General features: G+C 66.7%; 14 protein-coding genes, 1 CRISPR repeat array and 1 riboswitch. Of the genes, 4 read left to right on the top strand and 10 right to left on the bottom strand.

The window, feature by feature from the left end:
* The first annotated feature begins 73 nt into the window (after positions 1-73).
* Positions 74-1,507, top strand: a complete 1,434-nt coding sequence (locus tag HLH28_RS05795; protein WP_182955828.1) for an aminotransferase-like domain-containing protein — start codon at positions 74-76, stop codon at positions 1,505-1,507.
* 204 nt (positions 1,508-1,711) lie between these two features.
* Positions 1,712-2,228: a CRISPR direct-repeat array (repeat unit 29 nt; unit sequence CGGTTCATCCCCGCGCATGCGGGGAACAC).
* 72 nt (positions 2,229-2,300) lie between these two features.
* Here the strand turns inward: HLH28_RS05795 and cas2e are convergent.
* From cas2e to cas3, 8 genes are all read right to left on the bottom strand, one after another.
* Positions 2,301-2,642, bottom strand: coding sequence for a type I-E CRISPR-associated endoribonuclease Cas2e (gene cas2e / locus HLH28_RS05790; protein WP_182955825.1), 342 nt, complete (start codon positions 2,640-2,642; stop codon positions 2,301-2,303).
* Complete coding sequence (gene cas1e, locus HLH28_RS05785) at positions 2,623-3,582, bottom strand: type I-E CRISPR-associated endonuclease Cas1e (RefSeq protein WP_182955822.1); 960 nt, start codon at positions 3,580-3,582, stop codon at positions 2,623-2,625. The genes cas2e and cas1e overlap by 20 nt, the downstream gene beginning before the upstream one ends.
* A 13-nt stretch (positions 3,583-3,595) precedes the next feature.
* Positions 3,596-4,282, bottom strand: a complete 687-nt coding sequence (gene cas6e, locus HLH28_RS05780) for a type I-E CRISPR-associated protein Cas6/Cse3/CasE (RefSeq protein WP_182955819.1) — start codon at positions 4,280-4,282, stop codon at positions 3,596-3,598.
* Positions 4,279-5,061, bottom strand: a complete 783-nt coding sequence (gene cas5e, locus HLH28_RS05775) for a type I-E CRISPR-associated protein Cas5/CasD (RefSeq protein WP_182955816.1) — start codon at positions 5,059-5,061, stop codon at positions 4,279-4,281. Before cas5e ends, cas6e begins: the two co-directional genes overlap by 4 nt.
* Before the next feature lie 8 nt (positions 5,062-5,069).
* Positions 5,070-6,128, bottom strand: a complete 1,059-nt coding sequence (cas7e, locus tag HLH28_RS05770) for a type I-E CRISPR-associated protein Cas7/Cse4/CasC (protein ID WP_182955813.1) — start codon at positions 6,126-6,128, stop codon at positions 5,070-5,072.
* Positions 6,125-6,718, bottom strand: coding sequence for a type I-E CRISPR-associated protein Cse2/CasB (gene casB / locus HLH28_RS05765; RefSeq protein WP_182955810.1), 594 nt, complete (start codon positions 6,716-6,718; stop codon positions 6,125-6,127). The genes cas7e and casB overlap by 4 nt, the downstream gene beginning before the upstream one ends.
* Entirely contained in the window at positions 6,715-8,370 is a 1,656-nt protein-coding gene (gene casA / locus HLH28_RS05760) for a type I-E CRISPR-associated protein Cse1/CasA (protein WP_182955807.1), read from the bottom strand. Before casA ends, casB begins: the two co-directional genes overlap by 4 nt.
* 130 nt (positions 8,371-8,500) lie before the next feature.
* Entirely contained in the window at positions 8,501-11,395 is a 2,895-nt protein-coding gene (gene cas3, locus HLH28_RS05755) for a CRISPR-associated helicase Cas3' (protein WP_338029666.1), read from the bottom strand.
* 204 nt (positions 11,396-11,599) lie between these two features.
* On the opposite strand from cas3, the gene HLH28_RS05750 reads away from it, so the two are divergent.
* Positions 11,600-12,043: a DUF1810 domain-containing protein gene (locus tag HLH28_RS05750; protein WP_182955804.1), complete on the top strand. Its 444-nt coding sequence runs from the start codon at positions 11,600-11,602 to the stop codon at positions 12,041-12,043.
* Positions 12,044-12,057: 14 nt separating this feature from the next.
* Here HLH28_RS05750 and HLH28_RS05745 read toward each other — a convergent pair whose 3' ends face one another.
* Positions 12,058-13,218, bottom strand: a complete 1,161-nt coding sequence (locus HLH28_RS05745) for an FAD-dependent monooxygenase (RefSeq protein ID WP_182955801.1) — start codon at positions 13,216-13,218, stop codon at positions 12,058-12,060.
* Positions 13,219-13,284: 66 nt separating this feature from the next.
* Entirely contained in the window at positions 13,285-14,562 is a 1,278-nt protein-coding gene (locus HLH28_RS05740) for an MgtC/SapB family protein (protein WP_182955798.1), read from the bottom strand.
* Between the two features lie 106 nt (positions 14,563-14,668).
* Positions 14,669-14,774: riboswitch (SAM-I-IV-variant riboswitch) on the top strand.
* Positions 14,775-14,831: 57 nt separating this feature from the next.
* Between HLH28_RS05740 and HLH28_RS05735 the strand changes: the two genes are divergently transcribed.
* Together HLH28_RS05735 and HLH28_RS05730 are read left to right on the top strand one after the other, a co-directional pair.
* Positions 14,832-15,905 (top strand): threonine aldolase family protein, encoded by a 1,074-nt coding sequence (locus HLH28_RS05735; RefSeq protein WP_182955794.1) that lies wholly within the window; start codon positions 14,832-14,834, stop codon positions 15,903-15,905.
* Between the two features lie 5 nt (positions 15,906-15,910).
* Positions 15,911-16,534 (top strand): LysE family translocator, encoded by a 624-nt coding sequence (locus HLH28_RS05730; RefSeq protein WP_182955790.1) that lies wholly within the window; start codon positions 15,911-15,913, stop codon positions 16,532-16,534.
* Positions 16,535-16,565 lie beyond the last annotated feature (31 nt).

Here is a 16,565-nt window from a genome sequence, read left to right as displayed (position 1 = left end):
CCGCGTCGCCCGGATCTAGACGGGAACGATTCTTTTCATTCCGACCGTACCAGAACCGGGCCACGCCTTCGCGATGGTTTTTCCCTTTCCCTTCCGCATCGACCCCACGCATGCGCGTCCGCTGGTCACCCAGATCGTCCAGGCGCTGGCCGGACGGATCGGCGACGGCAGTCTGGCGCCGGGCAGCCGCCTGCCCTCGGTCCGGCGGCTGGCGGCGCAATGCGGGGTCAGCACCCTGACGGTGTCCAACGCCTATAACCGCCTGGTCGCCGACGGCGCGCTGGAGGCCCGGCCCGCGCGCGGGTATTTCGTGGCGACGCGTCCCCGCGACTGCCCCCGCGATCGGACGCGCGACGTGCCGGCGCCGGTCGCGACCTCGGTCGATTCCCTGTGGCTGCTGCAACGGGCGTACGAGGAAAACTCCCCGCTGCTGAAGGCCGGCGGCGGATGGCTGCCCGAGGAGTATCTGTTCACCGACGCGATCCGCCACGCGCTGGCCGTCCAGGCCCGCCGGCCGGACCCGGCGATCATGCGCTACGGCAATCCCTACGGGCATCCCGGGCTGCGCCAGAGCGTCCGCCTGCTGCTGGCCCAGCAGCAGGTCGCATGCGACGAGAACGCGATCGTCCTGACGCACGGCGCCAGCCAGGCGCTGGAACTGGCCATCCGCTGCGTGATCCGGCCCGGCGACACGGTGCTGGTGGACGATCCGGGCTACAGCAACCTCTACCCTACCCTGCAATCGCTGGGCGCACGGATCGTCGGCATCCCGCGCCTGCAGGACGGACCCTGCCTGGAACATCTGGACCGGCTGGCGCACCGCCATGCCGCGCGACTGTTCGTCACCAACACGCGGCTGCACAATCCCACGGGCACCAGCTATTCCGCGCCGATCGCGCATCAGGCGCTGATGCTGGCGGAACGGCATGATTTCCTGATCGTCGAGGACGACATCTTCGCTGGCCTGGCGCCCGAGGACACCGTCACCCTGGCCCGGCTGGACCAGTTGCGGCGGGTCATCCACGTCAGCAGCTTTTCCAAGACGATCTCGCCCGGCCTGCGGGTGGGATTCCTGGCCTGCCGGCCCGACCTGGCGCAGCATGTCCTGCGCCTGAAGATGGCCGGCAGCCTGACCAGCTCCGGCCTGGGCGAAAGCATCGTCCACACGATCCTGACCGAAGGCCGCTACCGCCTGCATCTGGCCCGCGTGCGCGACAGGCTGGCGGTGGCGCGGAAATCGCTGTACGACGCGCTGGACGACGCCGGTCTGGACCTGTTCTGCCGGCCGGAGGGCGGCATGTTCGTCTGGGCGGCGCCCCGCCGGCCGATGAACATGCGCGCCCTGGCCGAACGGGCGGCGGCACGGGACATCATGCTGGCCCCCGGCTGCCTGTTTCGCCCCGACCAGGACGAATCGCCCTGGATGCGCCTGAACGTCATCCACGCCAACGACCCGCGCCTGTTCAGCTTCCTGCACGAGGCGATGCAGAACCTGGATGCCCCCTGACCGCCGCACCACAGCGTTATCTGGTAGTGGCCTAACCGCGTTCGCAGAGCGGCTATCCGTCAGACGGCCATATCCATCAGAACGATCCCGGTATCTTCAGGCTGCGCCCCGCGACACATCGGCTTGGAAAATAGCCGCACTGAGGCGCTCATCCCAGACACGTAGGGAATACTTGAAGCACTGGAACATGTTCGCCGCCTCGATCGGTCCATCCCCGCGCATGCGGGGAACACCCCGCACACCAGACCGGCGCGATCGGGGGCGCCGGTTCATCCCCGCGCATGCGGGGAACACGCGTACCGCATAATTCGGATCCTGCATCACTGCGGTTCATCCCCGCGCATGCGGGGAACACCACGACGGGGCAATTGTGCGCACCTACTGCATCGGTTCATCCCCGCGCATGCGGGGAACACGACGACAGGGTCAGGACGGATGCCGTCGCCGGCGGTTCATCCCCGCGCATGCGGGGAACACTCTGGACCAAGCTGCCTGTGGCGCAGCGGTATCGGTTCATCCCCGCGCATGCGGGGAACACGCGGGGCGACTAGGCCATGGTGGATCTCGCCTCGGTTCATCCCCGCGCATGCGGGGAACACTTTGACCGGGACTTGTGTCCCTGATGGTAGTACGGTTCATCCCCGCGCATGCGGGGAACACGCCGTCTGTGGGGTCTAAATGAGTGCTGTTCCCGGTTCATCCCCGCGCATGCGGGGAACACACTTCCCAGAGAGGTTTGGTATTAAAAGACTATTTTGTTGTCAAAGATTCTACCGATCGAAAGCCTGTTTTATCAACCACGACCTCGCCCGCGTGGAGGTATGACGGCCATGGGCCCAGGCTGTGCCGGAAGGGCGGCTTCCGGCCCGAAGGAGACCAGCCGGAATCCGTCAAAGTCAACAGGGACACGCCGGTTCCGGCCACATGTATCGAACGCAAACCCGGCATCGTTCGGGGCGGCCCAGGCGATGACGGCGTTTCCGTCCTCGATATAAGCGCATACCTGTCCCCAGATCATCTCGCGGACGCGCCGGCCGTAATTGCCGACATAGACGCCGGCACGCACCTCCAGAAGCCAGACTGCCAGCCGCCCGCGCAGGCGTGGGGGCGCGTTCTCAACCACGATGACCAGCATCGCCCAATCCTTTCCGGTCTTCGAACGCCACGGGCATGGCCTCATCCTGTGCTGGTGGCATGTCCAAGCCCCCCGCGGCCAGGACCTCCTCGATCAGCGGGATAAGCCGTGCCAGGATGTTCGTGCGCCGGAACTGGTCACGGCATCGGTGACGAACGGCAGCCACCGGGTTCGAGATCCGTTGCCCGTCCAGCGGGCGCTCGCGCTGAACGGCCGCCGCCACCCGGAAGGCTTCGGGCACGACGGTCTCAAATTTCACGATGTCCGCAATATCATATACGAAGCTCTGGGGCTTTCCCGTATGCAGGAAACCTATGGCCGGGGCATAGCCCGCCGCCAGGACCGCCGCTTCCGTAATCCCGTAAAGGGCGGCCGTGGCCGCTGACAGACAGCGATTGACCAGGTTGGCGGTATCCCATTCATGTGGATCGTAGCGTCGTCCATCCCACTGCGCGCCATGCGTGCTGGCCAACAGGCGATAGGTTTCACGCACCCGCGCGCCCTCTATCCCCCTCAACTGATCGACCGAGCGCCGTTCAGGGGCATCCTCGCCAAAGCGAAGCGCATACATCCTGCGGACAATCTTCAGTCGCGCGGCGTCATCCAGCGCCAGCCGCGCCTGAAGCAGAAGCCTGTCGGCCCTTGCACCCCCCGGCTGTCCCGAAGCATAGAGCCTGACACCCGCTTCCCCCACCCAGATCAGCAGCGTCCCGGCGCGCGCCGCCAGCGCCGCCGCCGCATGACTGACGCGCGTTCCGGGCTCCAGCATGAGGCAGACAAGGCCGCCGATGGGGATGTGCGACCGGATGCCGTTCTGGTCGACCAGAACGAAGGCGCCGTCGAGCACGTCAAGCTGTCCCTTCTCCACAAAAAGAACCGAGGACCGTTCTTTCAACGGAATCGGCCGTGGTGGGGGCAGGCCCGGTATAGAGTGGGACATGACTGCCCTCCGTTCAGATCGCCCGCCGGATGAGCATCAGCCCACAGCCAAAGGCCCGAGCGCGACCGAATCCCTGCATGATCGCGCCAAGAAACGTTTCGGGCACCGTGACGCGCAGTTCCCCCGTCAGTTCGACCACTCCGAACGACATCATGCCACGGCCGCCGGAACGCGGAATTCGCCACACGTCGCACCCCTCTACCGCCACCGGAGCCGTCAGCGCGAAGCCTGCGCGCGCACCCTGCCGCCCGGTCCATGAGTCCAGAGCGCTCGCCACCATTCCCTCGCGCGCTTCTACCCGTTCATGCCGGGGCAGGCGATGGAGCGCGTCCATGACCACGTCATGACGCTGGCTGCGCGCCCGTTCGGGCGCCTTCCGGTCAACCGTGGCATTCGCCCGCAAGAGGAAACGCAGCCGGTCCCCCGCTTCTAGGGCAGGCTCGAAAGGTCGGGTCTCGATGTCGAAGAGAGAATGGGCGTCGATTGGTTCGCGGGCCGACAGCACCATGAAATGCCCAGCTTCCACCTGCCGCCACAGGAAATCGCGCCGCCGCTCCGGCGCATCGCCAAAGAGGGTCCAGAGCAGATGATGGGCCACGCCATGCCGGGGTCCTTCTCCATCGGGGACAAGAAGCTGGGCCAGAGCCTGCACCGGCGCATCGCGCCGCAGCGTGACGCGGGAGAGAAAGCCGCCGTTCACGCCGTGAGTCCCTCGCCATATGCCAGCACGGCCTCTTCGCGCAGTCCGAACTGCCATCGCGTGCGCGAGAGCGGCTGGTCCCGCCGTATCTCGCGATGCAGGAGGGTGCAGCCGTCCCCATGTTCAGCCACGTCGGCCTCGTCGAGAACCAGCAGTGGACTTCCGCCCCGCGACGGCCCAACAAGCTGCTCGCGAAAGGCGCGGCGCCGCACATGAAGGCGTGCCTCGGGCCCGTTCCGGTGACGCTCCAGCAGCACAGCCGCGGCGGCGGAGCCGCCCGTTATGCAAGGCGCCAGAGGCAGCCCCGCGGGACAGGCGCGACGCCCGAGGGAAGGCGTGAAAACCGGCTCGTTCATGGCCGCCTGCATCGCCTGCAATGTCCAGCGGGCGCGCTCCCGCCGTGGCCATAGGGCGCCGAGATGCCACGTCCCCGTGCGGTAATCGCGGCGGGACAGGATGGTCGCCAGATCGCCCGGCGACGCGGCCAGTTCCTCGGCCCGGGTCGCCGGACGCCAGTTGCGCCGCGCCGGAGCCGCCTGCGTGGTGTGATAATCCGTCAACAGCCTTCCTGGTGCATGGCACAGGATGGCCACCCCATACTCCGAGGCCAGCGCCGCCTGCGCCTGCTCGTCATTGCGGGTCAGGCCGAGGCAGGCTGCCACGAGCCCCAGCACGGCCGAGCGCGCCGGACGGTCCCAGCCGTCACGCCGCTCGCCGACCGCGATCGCGCCGAAGGACGCCATTGGCGCCACCATGGCGAATGTCAGGAACTGCCCCATGGCTGCGCTCAGGACCGGCAGAATGCCGCGATGTCGGCAAGGGTCATACTGTCCTTCCGGCCGACTTCCAGTTCACCTTCCGTGTCGCTGGCCCGGCCGTAGACCCGCGCCAGCTCATTGCGGAAGTCCGTCAGGGCCGCGATCGAGCCTGCCATCAGGTCGGGGCCGGCAACCGGCCTTGCGAACGCTCCTGCTAGGGTGCGCGGCTGGGCGTTGCCCTTCTCGGCCAGAATGTACTGCGCCCGGGCAAGGGCGGCAAAGCTGTTCTGCTTGCCGGAGGGCGCGACCGTCGCCGCCGCCGCGGCCAGCGCGCCCAGGGCCGCTTCCATCACGCCGCTTTCGCTGTCTCCGCCAAGGTTCTTCCGAAGCAGGTCGCGATTCACGCAGAGATAGAGATAGAATACACCCGACCCGAACCCGGCCTCGCCCAGAAAGCCGGCCCCGGCATCCTCGTCCGGGCGTTTCAAATCGTCAATCGCCGTATAGTAATCGTCCTCGACCGTGACGCGATGTGTCGTGATGGCGTGCGCGACCTGCACCGCCGCCTCCCGGTTATAGGACGGCTCGCTGGCCAGCATCCGGCCGAACAGGGCGATGTCGGCCGCCGTATCCGTCCGATGCAGCAGCGCGTCCTTCTCTTTTGCCGGGTCGATCTTCTCCCCTGCGGCCAGCCGGTCCGCCATCGCCAGCGCGGCGTCGCGCTCGGCGGGCGAAATGAAGACAAGCTGTTCGGTAGAACAGGCGTTGCTGTCCTTCTCCGCCTTCACCTTGCCGTAGACGCCGGCGATCGCGCGGGCAATCCCGATCGATTTTTTTTCGTCCACGCCCTTGCCCAGAAGATGCTGCCGGATCTCGTCCCCCAGGCGCTGGGTGCGCTGGCCCATATGCCCGGCAAGCGCCGAGGAAAAGATGTCCGACGTACGCCAGGCCCGCTTAAGCGCCTGCGACGAGATCCGCAGGCGCGTCACACCCCCGACCGTCGCCGTCTTGGGGTTGCCCGTGTCATCACGGTTGACGTTGGACGGCGGATAGAAGGTCAAGAGATGCAGTTGCAGAAATCGGCTCACGACTGACGTTCCTTCTCGGATTCCATGGACTCTCCGGCAGTCACCCCGTTGCCCGGCTCTCCCGCGTTCCAGTATTCGTACACCCAGCGCACGCGGATTCGCTCCGCCGCCGCATGGTCCCACATGCCTTCCCGGGGCCACGCAAGGACCGATCTCGCGAGATCGGAAACATTCACGTTGCTACCGGAAAGAATCACGAGGCGACGGAATGCCCTGAGGCATTCGTCGAACCCGTCGGCGTCCAGCACCCTGCGGAACCGGACCGGTTTGCACAACGCCGTCTTCGCGTCCGTTGCATCGACAGGTCCGACCTGCCGCGCCACGGGCTGCGAGGCATCGTCCGAGCGAACATGCGCCAGAACCGCCGCGACCAGCGCTACACGGGCCAAGTCATCCTCATGCCGCGCGCCGCAGCGCCGCGCGAGCGCCTGCACCGCCGGCTCGAACAGTGCATCCGCCACGCACCCACAGCGTCGCAGCCGCGCCAGCGTCGCGCGGTCGCCCGGTTTTCCGCGTCCGGGGTCCGGCCGCAATTCACGCCACCAGTCCCTGGCCTTTTCGGCAAAGGCGTTGCGGTCTGGCCCCGTCATTGCCGCTTTGTCCTTGCGGCTGCTTTCCGCGCCACCGGAACCGGAATTTTCAGAACCGCCATGATCGAACCGCCTTCCTTTCCGCCGCCGGAAACGGCCACTCGAAGCCGCCGTCGCGCCAGCGCCGATCGCTGCGCCTGGGTCGCCCCGGTATCCGGGGCCAAAACCACCGACGCGTCGAACAGCGCCATGGCCGCCCGGCCGATCTTGTGCAGCCAGTCTTTCCGCAGGCCGATATCGTCCCCGTCGGTCAGGCGCGCCGCCTGGTGGAGGAGGTCGAAGAACGCCCATTCCGTCCGCGTCCAGAACTGTTCGCGCACATTGGCAAGCAGCGTCGCATCCAGCGAAACCGTCCCCTTGCCGAACAGCGCATCCCGCACGCAGCCGCGAAGCACGGCCGTCATCTGATCTGCCGCCGCGACACAGTCACGCGCCAGCGTATCCAGCACCTCCTGCCGTGCCGGATCGGCGGCGCCCGGCAGGGGCATTTCGCTTTCCACGAAACCGCGGGCCTTCATGTTATCCATGTCGTAGCCGGCCGCCAGAAGCCGGGGCCGAGGCGACTCCGCGATATCGCGGGCACGCGCGTCGCGCCATGTCAGCACCGCGCTGGCGGGAAGCCGCTGCCCGTCGACGTTGTTCACGACAAGCCCGGTCCAGTGGCGGTATCCGATGCCGCCGGGCTGCGGGTGAACGCTGAGCCATTCGGCATCCGTCTTCTGTCGATACCGCGGCGTAAGCGGATGGATCACGGCGCCCTCGCCATAAGGCATGCCGGTCCATCCGGCGTAGCTGGCCCCATAGGGACGCTGCCGCCAGCCGGGCACCAGAACGTCATCCGGCCGCCCCGTCAGGTCACACACACCGTCTTCTGCCGCCTCGAAATCAAGACGGATGCGACGTGGCATGCCCCACCAGCACTGCAAAGGATGGGCATTGTGGCCGAGGCGTACGCTGGTTCCGTCCTTGCCTGACCCGATCGTTGGCGCAAGCCAGGGAAACACGCGCGGCAGATCGGCGTCCCGTACCGGAGATCCGACGGGGGTGTTCGCCCAGACGATTTCCCACAGATTCGCCCCCTCACGCGGAAGGACCAGCGTGACCAGCGGCCCACCGCCCCGCAACCCTGTCATGTTTCCCGCGCCGCCGCTGGGTGCCCACGATTGAAGGGTGAACAGGGCCATGGCCGCTGCCGGACGCCCGAGCGCCGTGACGTGCCCGCGATGCACGAACAGGTCCGCGTTCTTCTTTACAGTACTGTCGCCGGGCGCATTGATCAGCAGCCGTTCCACGGGCTCCTGACCGCTCTGCAACTCTTGCAGATCCTGAAGGAAGCGCGGCCCCGGCCCGTCGAGCCAGAAGGCGTCCGCCACGCGACCGAAGGCTTCGTCCAGCGCCTCTACCGAGGGCGGCTCTTCCCAGCTTTCGCACCAGGCGTCCTCGTCCTTCGGGGGAAAGGCGGTGGCCAGCAATCCGATCAGGAACTCCATAGAGGCAATCCGGAAATCCGGCCGCGACCAGTCGAGCGCCACGACCGGATCGTCAGCCGTGCCCTCCACGATCTGTGCCGGGCGGATGGAAGCAACAGCGCCGGATTTTCGGCGGACGGGCAACCATGGATCGGTGATGAGATTGAGATGATGCGAAGTCATTGCCTATGTGTAGAATTTAAAAATTTCATACGATATCGCATACGAGTGCATGTTCTTTTGTCATAAGAAAATGACTATCGCCTGTTCCGCGACTCTGACAACGACATCAGAATCGGAGTATTATCCAGTTTTACTGATCGCGGAATATCTCAAGACCATAAATCTGATCATACCCGATTATAATTTCCTGATTCGTTTCTGTCCGCCCGGTGCCCCGCCAGCCTGTCTCCATTTCCTGAAGCACCAGCAACAGGACCTGATCTTCCGCCTCGCGCTCCCAACGTGACCACCCTGCCCGGGCGGCCATTACTGCCGCCTCAAGGCCAGCGGGAGGCGGACAACTGGCCAGGCGGTAGCGCGCCACCGACACCTCGGACAGTGCCCATGCCCGATGGCGTTCGCTTTCGCAGGCAAGGCTGCCGTCGGCCCTGGCAGCCCAGGGCAGCAGCCTCTCATCCTGCATCACTGCAAGCCGCACGGTTACGTACGGCACGTCCTCCAGTCGGGTCGGCGTTCTCGCCTCCCGTTCCCACAGAGCCGTGGCCGCGGCGTATCCCGCATCAAACGACAATACGTTCCGGTCCGCAGCGGCGCCGGCGGCATAGGCTTTTCCCATGGCGTCCGTGCTGCCTGCCATCAACCCTTCCGGAACGGCGTCGGGAGCATCGGCATCGTCAGTTTCCTCGATCAGGGCGCGAAGGCCGGTAGGGCTTTCGATCCGCCCACGCCTGAACAGCACCCGCGCCGTCCGCCAGAGCAATGCCGGATCGCGATACACCGCAGCCGTTCCCGGCAATACGCGCTGTATCCAACGGGGATCGGGATCGGCGACCGGCTCGGGCGAAATGACCAGCAATTCCTCCTGATCGACCGGTCGGGCAGTGCGCCGATGACGGCGCAGCCGTCCGGCCCGCTGGATCAGCTGGTCCATAGGGGCGAGGTCGGTACAGAGCACATCGAAATCCAGATCGAGGCTCTGCTCGATGACCTGGGATGCTACCAGCACGGCAGAACGCTCCGTCCCCTCGCCTTCCTTTCCGAACCGCGCGAGCACGTCCCGCTCGATCATCAGCCGATCCACCATGGCAAAACGTGCGTGAAAGACCAGCGCCTCCACTCCCTGGGCACGAAGCGACCGGGCCGTTGCGATTACCTCGTCCACCGTGTTGCGGATCCACGCTACCGCGGCACCGGTGGCCGCTGCCTCGGTCACCGCGCCCGTGGCCGCGTCGGCATCGGCAAGGCGCCGGACGGCGATGCTCCGCGCCAGACCCGGCCTGGGCGCGCAGGGACGTTCCTCGACTCCGCTCTTGCCGACGAGGGTAACCAGCGGATAGGCCGTGCCGGACAAGGGTATGGGGCCCGAAACACCCAGCCCCTTGCGGAACGCCTCGGTCAGTTCCTGCCGGACCCGGTGCGTCAGCGTGGCCGACAGCAGGATCACCGATCCGCCCATCGCCGCGTGAAAATGAAGCAGCGCGACCATTTCACGCCGCATGTACGGGTCGAATGCATGACATTCGTCCACGATCAGGATCTTCCCCGCCAGGCCGGCCTGCCGCACCGTCGCGAAACGCACGGGCAGCACGGCCATCAGCGCCTGATCGATCGTGCCGATTCCCACCTGCGCCATCAGGGCCCGTCGCGATTCGCTCCCGAGCCATGCCGCGCAGTAGGCCTCGGCCGTCTCATCCATGGACCGGGCCGCCAAATGCGCGTCCGCCCCGTCGTCGGGGACCAGCGCCGCGACAAACCGTTCGTCAAGCCGGGCACGTCCATGCGCCAGCGCCAGCGACGGGCGCGCCGAGGGCTGGAAAAGCCGGCGATAGGCCATGGCAAGCCGGTCATACATGGCGTTTGCCGTGGCCATTGTCGGCAGTGCGACGAACAATCCGGAGCCGCGCCCGTGGGCCATCAACCTATGGGCCAGGACCAGCGCGGCCTCGGTCTTGCCGCTGCCGGTCATGTCCTCGATGACCGCGAGTACCGGTCCGGACGGCAGCGCCGTGCCTTCGAGCAGGGCCTGAACCGGCGACGGCTCGCGGATATGATCGAAGAGACGCAGGGCGCCGGCAAACGGCGCCAGCGCCATTGGCCCCAGGCCGGCCCGAAATATGGCCGCCTGCGCGCGGGGCAACGCATGGTTCCAGAAATATCCCGACGGATCACGCACGTCTTCCGGTTGCACGTAAGGAAACCATTCCCGTCTCGAGCCGATCCAGTCTGCATGGATCGTGATGCCCGCCAGCACCCATTCGAGCCGTCTGAGGATATCATGTCCGGGGCGTGGGATCGGCGGCGGTCGGAACACATCCAACAGGATGGCCACGACCCTCTGTGCGTGCCCGATCGTGTCTGGCGTCAGAACACCCTTGTCGACAATCGATGCCGGTTGTCCGTGATGACCGGCGACGGCACGCAGAATCTGCAATTTCAGACTGGGCAGCCAACGTTTTCCGTCTGACCCGTTCCCAAACAGCGGGGCAAGTACGCCATCCACCAGCAGGTCCATAAGCGCCAGCCCTGCCGCATCGTGACGACATTGAACGTGCTCCGCGCGGAAAGGCCCCAGGACGGCCTCTGGCCAGCATGTCTCCACCATTGCCTGAAAGGCCGGTATGAGCTTCCCGATATCATGCAGCGCGACCAGCAGGCCGAGCTGGCGCCGATCGAGACCGCAATTCCCGCTTCCCGGCAGAAGCATGGCCACGGCGGCAACATCCAGCATATGCGCCAGGAGCGGATGCATGAAGGGGCCGCCCGTCGTACCCTCATCTGGAAAGGGACGAGCTTTTCCCCAGAAGAATTCCAGTCCATCCGGATGCATACCTGCGACCATTCCTCTTCGGATTAACCGCCCAGATGCGTCGGAGGTAACCAACGGTTCCTGCACGGTCACCGGGATCATTCCAGGATGATATGGAATATTCAAAATCAGAAAACGTAGCCTGTATCCGATTTCTGTTTTTGGGTTAACCACGCCGAACATCTTTCTCCACCGGCCCCTGGTCTTCTGACCACCCACGCAAACGACCCGTGCCTGTTTCGCTTCCTGCGTGGGGCGATGCAGTATCCGGATGCCGGTTACCCGCTCCCCCGACCGCCACGCCGGGGCGAGCTTGTTTCAACCCCTTTCCCCCAGCAACATCTTGTCCTCGACCAGTCTGAAAACGACATGGCAGGGGCCGGGCGCACACCGGCGACCCACCGGGACAGGAGACGAGACGACATGACAGCCGATCCGTTCGATCCCGACCGCTTCCTCGCGGCCCAGGCACCGGTCATGGCCGACGTGCAGCGCGAATTGTCCGCCGGGTGCAAGCGCACCCACTGGATGTGGTTCGTCTTTCCGCAACTGGCCGGACTGGGCCACAGCGACATGGCGCGGCGGTATGCCCTGGCATCTCTGGACGATGCCCGCGCCTATCTCGCCCATCCGGTTCTGGGGCCGAGGCTTCGGGACTGCGTCACGCGTGTGAACCAGACCACCGGGCGTTCGGCGCATGAGATCTTCGGATCGCCCGACGACCGGAAATTCCAATCGTCCATGACCCTGTTCCATCGGGCGGGACCCGGGGAAGCCGCCTACGGCGATGCCCTGCAGCGCTATTACGGCGGCCGGGAAGACGAACGGACCATCGCCTTGCTGGCCGGCAACTCCCCTTCGGCATAGCCCGGACCGCCCCGTCAGCGCCGATCGAGTTCGGCCAGCTTCCCGGCGATCCGTTCTGGCATGCCCGGCAGCCGTCCCACCACGCCGATGACCAGATTGCGCAGCAGGCGCATCGGCATCGATCGCGCCGTCGCGACGCGCGTCATCCGGTCCGTCATGGTCACGACTTCCCGCGCGATCCGCAGGCGACGGGCCGCCCATGTATCCAGGTCGCCCTCGTCGCCGTCATGCACCGCCCGGGCCAGCGATGCCGCAAGGCTTATCGCGTCCTGAAGGCCGGTGTTCATCCCCTGTCCGCCCGCCGGACTGTGCACATGCGCTGCATCGCCGCACAGCAGAACCCGCCCCTTGCGCATGACGGTCGCGACACGGTGCTGGATATGGAAACGCGACCCCCAGACGACATCGGTCACGCGCATCGTCTCCCCTGTCGGCCCGCGCGCGGACAGCAGGGCCTGCATATAGGCCACATCCGGCACATCGGGCGCATCGGCGACCGTGGCGACGATCCGGAAGCGATCGCCCGGCAGCGGCACGACGACGACCAGCCCATCGGGGGACAGGAACAGGCTGACCTCCTCCCGGTCCAGCGGCCAACTCATGTGGACGTCCGCCAGGGCAAATTCCTCGGCATAGGCGCCCCCGACAAATCCGATCCCGGCCTGCTGGCGTACCAGGCTGTGCACCCCGTCGCAGCCGACCACCCATTGCGCCCGGACGGTCCGCACCCCGCCGTCCATGCTGGCATCGACCTCGATCCCGTCCGCCACCGGCCGGATCGCTGTCACGTCCACTGGCCGCAGGGCGGTGCCGCCGCATTCCACCAGCCGGGACAGCAGGATCGCCTCGGTCCGGTTCTGCGGGCATGTCAAGGCGAAGGGATAGGTCGTCTTGGTCACGCCCAGGTCGATTTCCATCAGAACCCGGTCATGCTCGCGCACCCGGAACAGCGGGATCTTCAGCCCCTCGCGCAGCAGCAGAGGCGTGGCCCCGATATCCTCCAGCATTTCCAGCGACCGGGCGTGGACCACGGCGGCCCGCGATGTGTTCGCCCCTTCCGCCTGCCGGTCCAGCAGGCAGGCCGACACCCCCGACCGGCACAGGGCGGCGGCCAAGGCCAGGCCCACCGGGCCCGCGCCGACGATCAGGACATCGATGTGATCCGGAATATCCATCGTGCCACCCCCTTCGTGCGGGGTGAAAGCGATCCAGCAGCCTCCGGGTTGCCCGACGCTCCGGTTTCACCCTCCGCCGGCGCCCGGGACCAGGCCGCCGAGCATCAGCGCCGCCCCGATCCCCGCCGCCCCCAGCAGGACCAGCAGGCATGCCGGCAACGCACCATGCCGCCACCCGGCGAAAGCCAGCGTATAGACGGCCTTCAGCACGTTGTTCGACGATGCCGCGATCAGGATGGCCAGCACCGCGGCGGCGATCGGCATGCCCGGCGCGCCGCCCTGCGCCAGGCCCAGTACGAACGGATCGATGTCACTGACCCCCACGACGGCGGCCAGGGCATACAGGCCCGCCACCCCGAAACGGGCGCGCGCCCATCCGGTCGCGAGCGAGATCGCGACGAACAGCGCCGCGAAGACCAGCGCCGCCGTCAGGGCCAACGGATTGGACGGATCGCGCGGCGCCGCCTGCGCCGCCGCCGGGTCCGGTGCGCCGCACCGATATACGATGGCGGCGACCAGCCCCCCGCAGGCGGCGAGCCCGATCGCCAGCGGCGCCAGACGCAGCGCCAGCGGCCAGTCGAACACGCCCACGATGACCGTCAGGCGCAGGTACATGATCGCGGTGGTCAGGACGATTCCGGCCTGCGTCTGACGCCAGTCGGATGCGACGCCCCCCAGGCGACGCGCCAGCACGATCGTCGTCGCGGTCGAGGAATAGAGACCGCCGAGCAACGCCACCCACACCCCCGCCCCCTTCGGCGCGACGTAGCGTTGCAGCAGGTAGCTGGCATAGGACACCGTGCACACCGCCAGCACCGCCAGCCAGACCTGGTGCGGCGTCAGGTTGGTCAGGCGGGTGACCGGAACGTCCGGCAGCAGCGGCATCACCAGGCCCGTCAGGATCAGGAACTTGCCGGCGGTCACGATCTCGTCCAGGCCCACGCGCCGGGCCAGCGCGTGCAGCCAGTCGCGGCCCGTCAGCAGCAGCACCGCGCCCACCGTCCCCCCGACCGCGACCCAGCGCGGACCGGCCATGACCACCGCGCCCAGCAGATAGACCAGCAGATTGCACACCAGCACGACGATGCCGTTATCGCCGCCGGTCCGCAGGCGCGTCGCATAGAACAGCGCCAGCCACGCGCCCACCACCAGAAGACCGATACAGAACGGAACCGGATTGCCGGGGGTCAGCCAGAACAGCAGCGCCCCGCACAGCGCCAGCAGCGGAAAGGTCCGGATGCCGCCGGGCCGCGTGCCGGTATCGTCGCGATGGAATTCCTCGAACGCCAGGCCGAAGAAGAAGCCCAGGCCCAGAGTGGCCAGAAGATCCGCGACCAGTTTCATCCAGGCCCCCTCCTGCACGGGCAGAAGGGAACCATGCCGCCGCCCTTCGCACAACGCAGGGTTTCCGATATCGGATTGTCGCAGGCTGGGCCATGCGCTATCAGACGTCACGCATCCAGAGTCGGGCCGTCGCCCGACACCAACCTGCATCCGAGCAAGGTGGCGTTCCCGCACGGGAAGATGTGGCCGATCCGGCAACCAACGGACAGGAGCCGCACGTCATTTCGTTCGCGATGGACCGAACCGGACGACGAAAGGCCCACGATCCGATGCCCCACACACAGCAGCAGTTCGCCAGCGACAATTACGCAGGCATCTGTCCCGAAGCCATGCGCGCGATGGATGAGGCGAATCGCGGATCGGCCCAGGCTTACGGCGACGACCCGTGGACGATGCGCGCGGCGGACGCCTTCCGCGCGACGTTCGAGACCGATTGCGAACTGTTTTTCGTCTTCAACGGCACGGCCGCCAATTCGCTGGCCCTGGCGGCGCTGTGCCAGTCCTATGAAAGCATCATCGCGTCCGAGACCGCCCATGTGGAAACCGACGAGTGCGGGGCGCCGGAATTCTTTTCCAACGGCGCGAAGATCCTGGTGGCGCGCGGCGAAAGCGGAAAGCTGACCCCCGAGGCCATCCGCGCGTTCGCATTGGGCCGCACCGACATCCATTTCCCGCGCCCGCGCGCCGTCACCATCACGCAACCGACGGAAACCGGGCAGGTCTACAGCCTGGAGGAGATCCGCGACATCGCCCGGACCTGCCGGGAACTGGGCCTGAGGCTGCATATGGACGGCGCGCGCTTCGCCAATGCGATCGAAAGCCTGGGGTGCAGCCCGGCCGACATGACCTGGCGCGCCGGCGTGGACGTGCTGAGCTTCGGCGGCACCAAGAACGGCATGGCGATCGGCGAGGCCGTGCTGTTCTTCAACCGCGCATTGGCCAACGGGTTCGATTACCGCTGCAAGCAGGCAGGACAGCTTGCCTCCAAGATGCGCTTCCTGTCCGCCCCGTGGGCCGTGATGTTCGAAACCGGTGCGTGGCGCGCCAATGCGGCCCACGCCAATGCCTGCGCGCGGCATTTCGCCGACCAGGTCGCCGGACTGCCGGGCGTCGACATCCTGTTCCCGGTCCAGGCCAACGCGGTATTCCTGAAGCTTCCGCCCGAGATTACGGCGGCGCTGCATGAACGGGGCTGGATCTTCTACAGCTTCATCGGCGACAGCGCGCGGTTCATGTTCGCCTGGGATTCCGACCGGACGCGGATCGATGCGCTGGTGCGCGACCTGCGCGACGTCACGGGGGCGGACGCCGCCGGGACAAACCTGTCGTACGCACGAACCTGATCGTCATGACGCTCCAGGGGTGGCTGCTCTATCTGAACGCCGTATTCCTGCTGTCGGCCATTCCGGGGCCGAACATGACGCACATCATGACGTTCAGCATCCGGCACGGCCTGCGCAAATGCATCCACAGCATGGCCGGATGCCTTCTGGCGCTGGTCGTGCTGCTGAGCGCGTCCGCAGCGGGGCTGAGCGCGGTGCTGATGGCATCGCCCACACTGTTCAGCATCCTGAAATATGCCGGCGCGTTCTACCTGATCCAGCTCGGCCTGCGGGCGTGGCTGGACAGGACGGCGGACAGGCAGGACGTCGACGGGCAGGCCGTCCTGTCGGTCCGCGCGTCACTGGCCGCGTCGTTCCTGGTCGGCATCAGCAACCCCAAGGCGATCATCTTCGCGGCGTCCTTCCTGCCGCAATTCGTCAACCCCTCGGCGCCGCAACCCGCGCAATACGCCATTCTGATCGCGACCTCGGCCGCGACCGAAACGCTGTGGTTCCTGATCTACGCCACCGGCGGCGCGCGGCTGTCCGCCGTGCTGACCCGTCCGGCATGGCGGCGGCGCGTGCAGCGGGCCAGCGGTTCGCTGTTCATCCTGTTCGGCGGGATCCTGCTGCTGCACGACCGGCGATAGGTCCGTTTTGAAAATGCCACCGTCGGCCTAT

This window comes from Gluconacetobacter tumulisoli, from assembly GCF_014174155.1.
Lineage (GTDB): Bacteria > Pseudomonadota > Alphaproteobacteria > Acetobacterales > Acetobacteraceae > Gluconacetobacter > Gluconacetobacter tumulisoli.
This window is presented reverse-complemented; position numbering and strand designations above follow the sequence as displayed.

Bases quoted from the DNA above. Each gene is read 5' to 3' on its own strand.
- HLH28_RS05730 (WP_182955790.1), top strand. From the start codon at position 15,911: ATGACGCTCCAGGGGTGGCTGCTCTATCTGAACGCCGTATTCCTGCTG.
- casA (WP_182955807.1), bottom strand. From the start codon at position 8,370: ATGACTTCGCATCATCTCAATCTCATCACCGATCCATGGTTGCCCGTC.
- HLH28_RS05745 (WP_182955801.1), bottom strand. From the start codon at position 13,218: ATGGATATTCCGGATCACATCGATGTCCTGATCGTCGGCGCGGGCCCG.
- cas1e (WP_182955822.1), bottom strand. From the start codon at position 3,582: ATGTCCCACTCTATACCGGGCCTGCCCCCACCACGGCCGATTCCGTTG.
- cas2e (WP_182955825.1), bottom strand. From the start codon at position 2,642: ATGCTGGTCATCGTGGTTGAGAACGCGCCCCCACGCCTGCGCGGGCGG.
- HLH28_RS05750 (WP_182955804.1), top strand. From the start codon at position 11,600: ATGACAGCCGATCCGTTCGATCCCGACCGCTTCCTCGCGGCCCAGGCA.
- casB (WP_182955810.1), bottom strand. From the start codon at position 6,718: ATGACGGGGCCAGACCGCAACGCCTTTGCCGAAAAGGCCAGGGACTGG.
- HLH28_RS05740 (WP_182955798.1), bottom strand. From the start codon at position 14,562: ATGAAACTGGTCGCGGATCTTCTGGCCACTCTGGGCCTGGGCTTCTTC.
- HLH28_RS05735 (WP_182955794.1), top strand. From the start codon at position 14,832: ATGCCCCACACACAGCAGCAGTTCGCCAGCGACAATTACGCAGGCATC.
- HLH28_RS05795 (WP_182955828.1), top strand. From the start codon at position 74: ATGGTTTTTCCCTTTCCCTTCCGCATCGACCCCACGCATGCGCGTCCG.
- cas5e (WP_182955816.1), bottom strand. From the start codon at position 5,061: ATGGGGCAGTTCCTGACATTCGCCATGGTGGCGCCAATGGCGTCCTTC.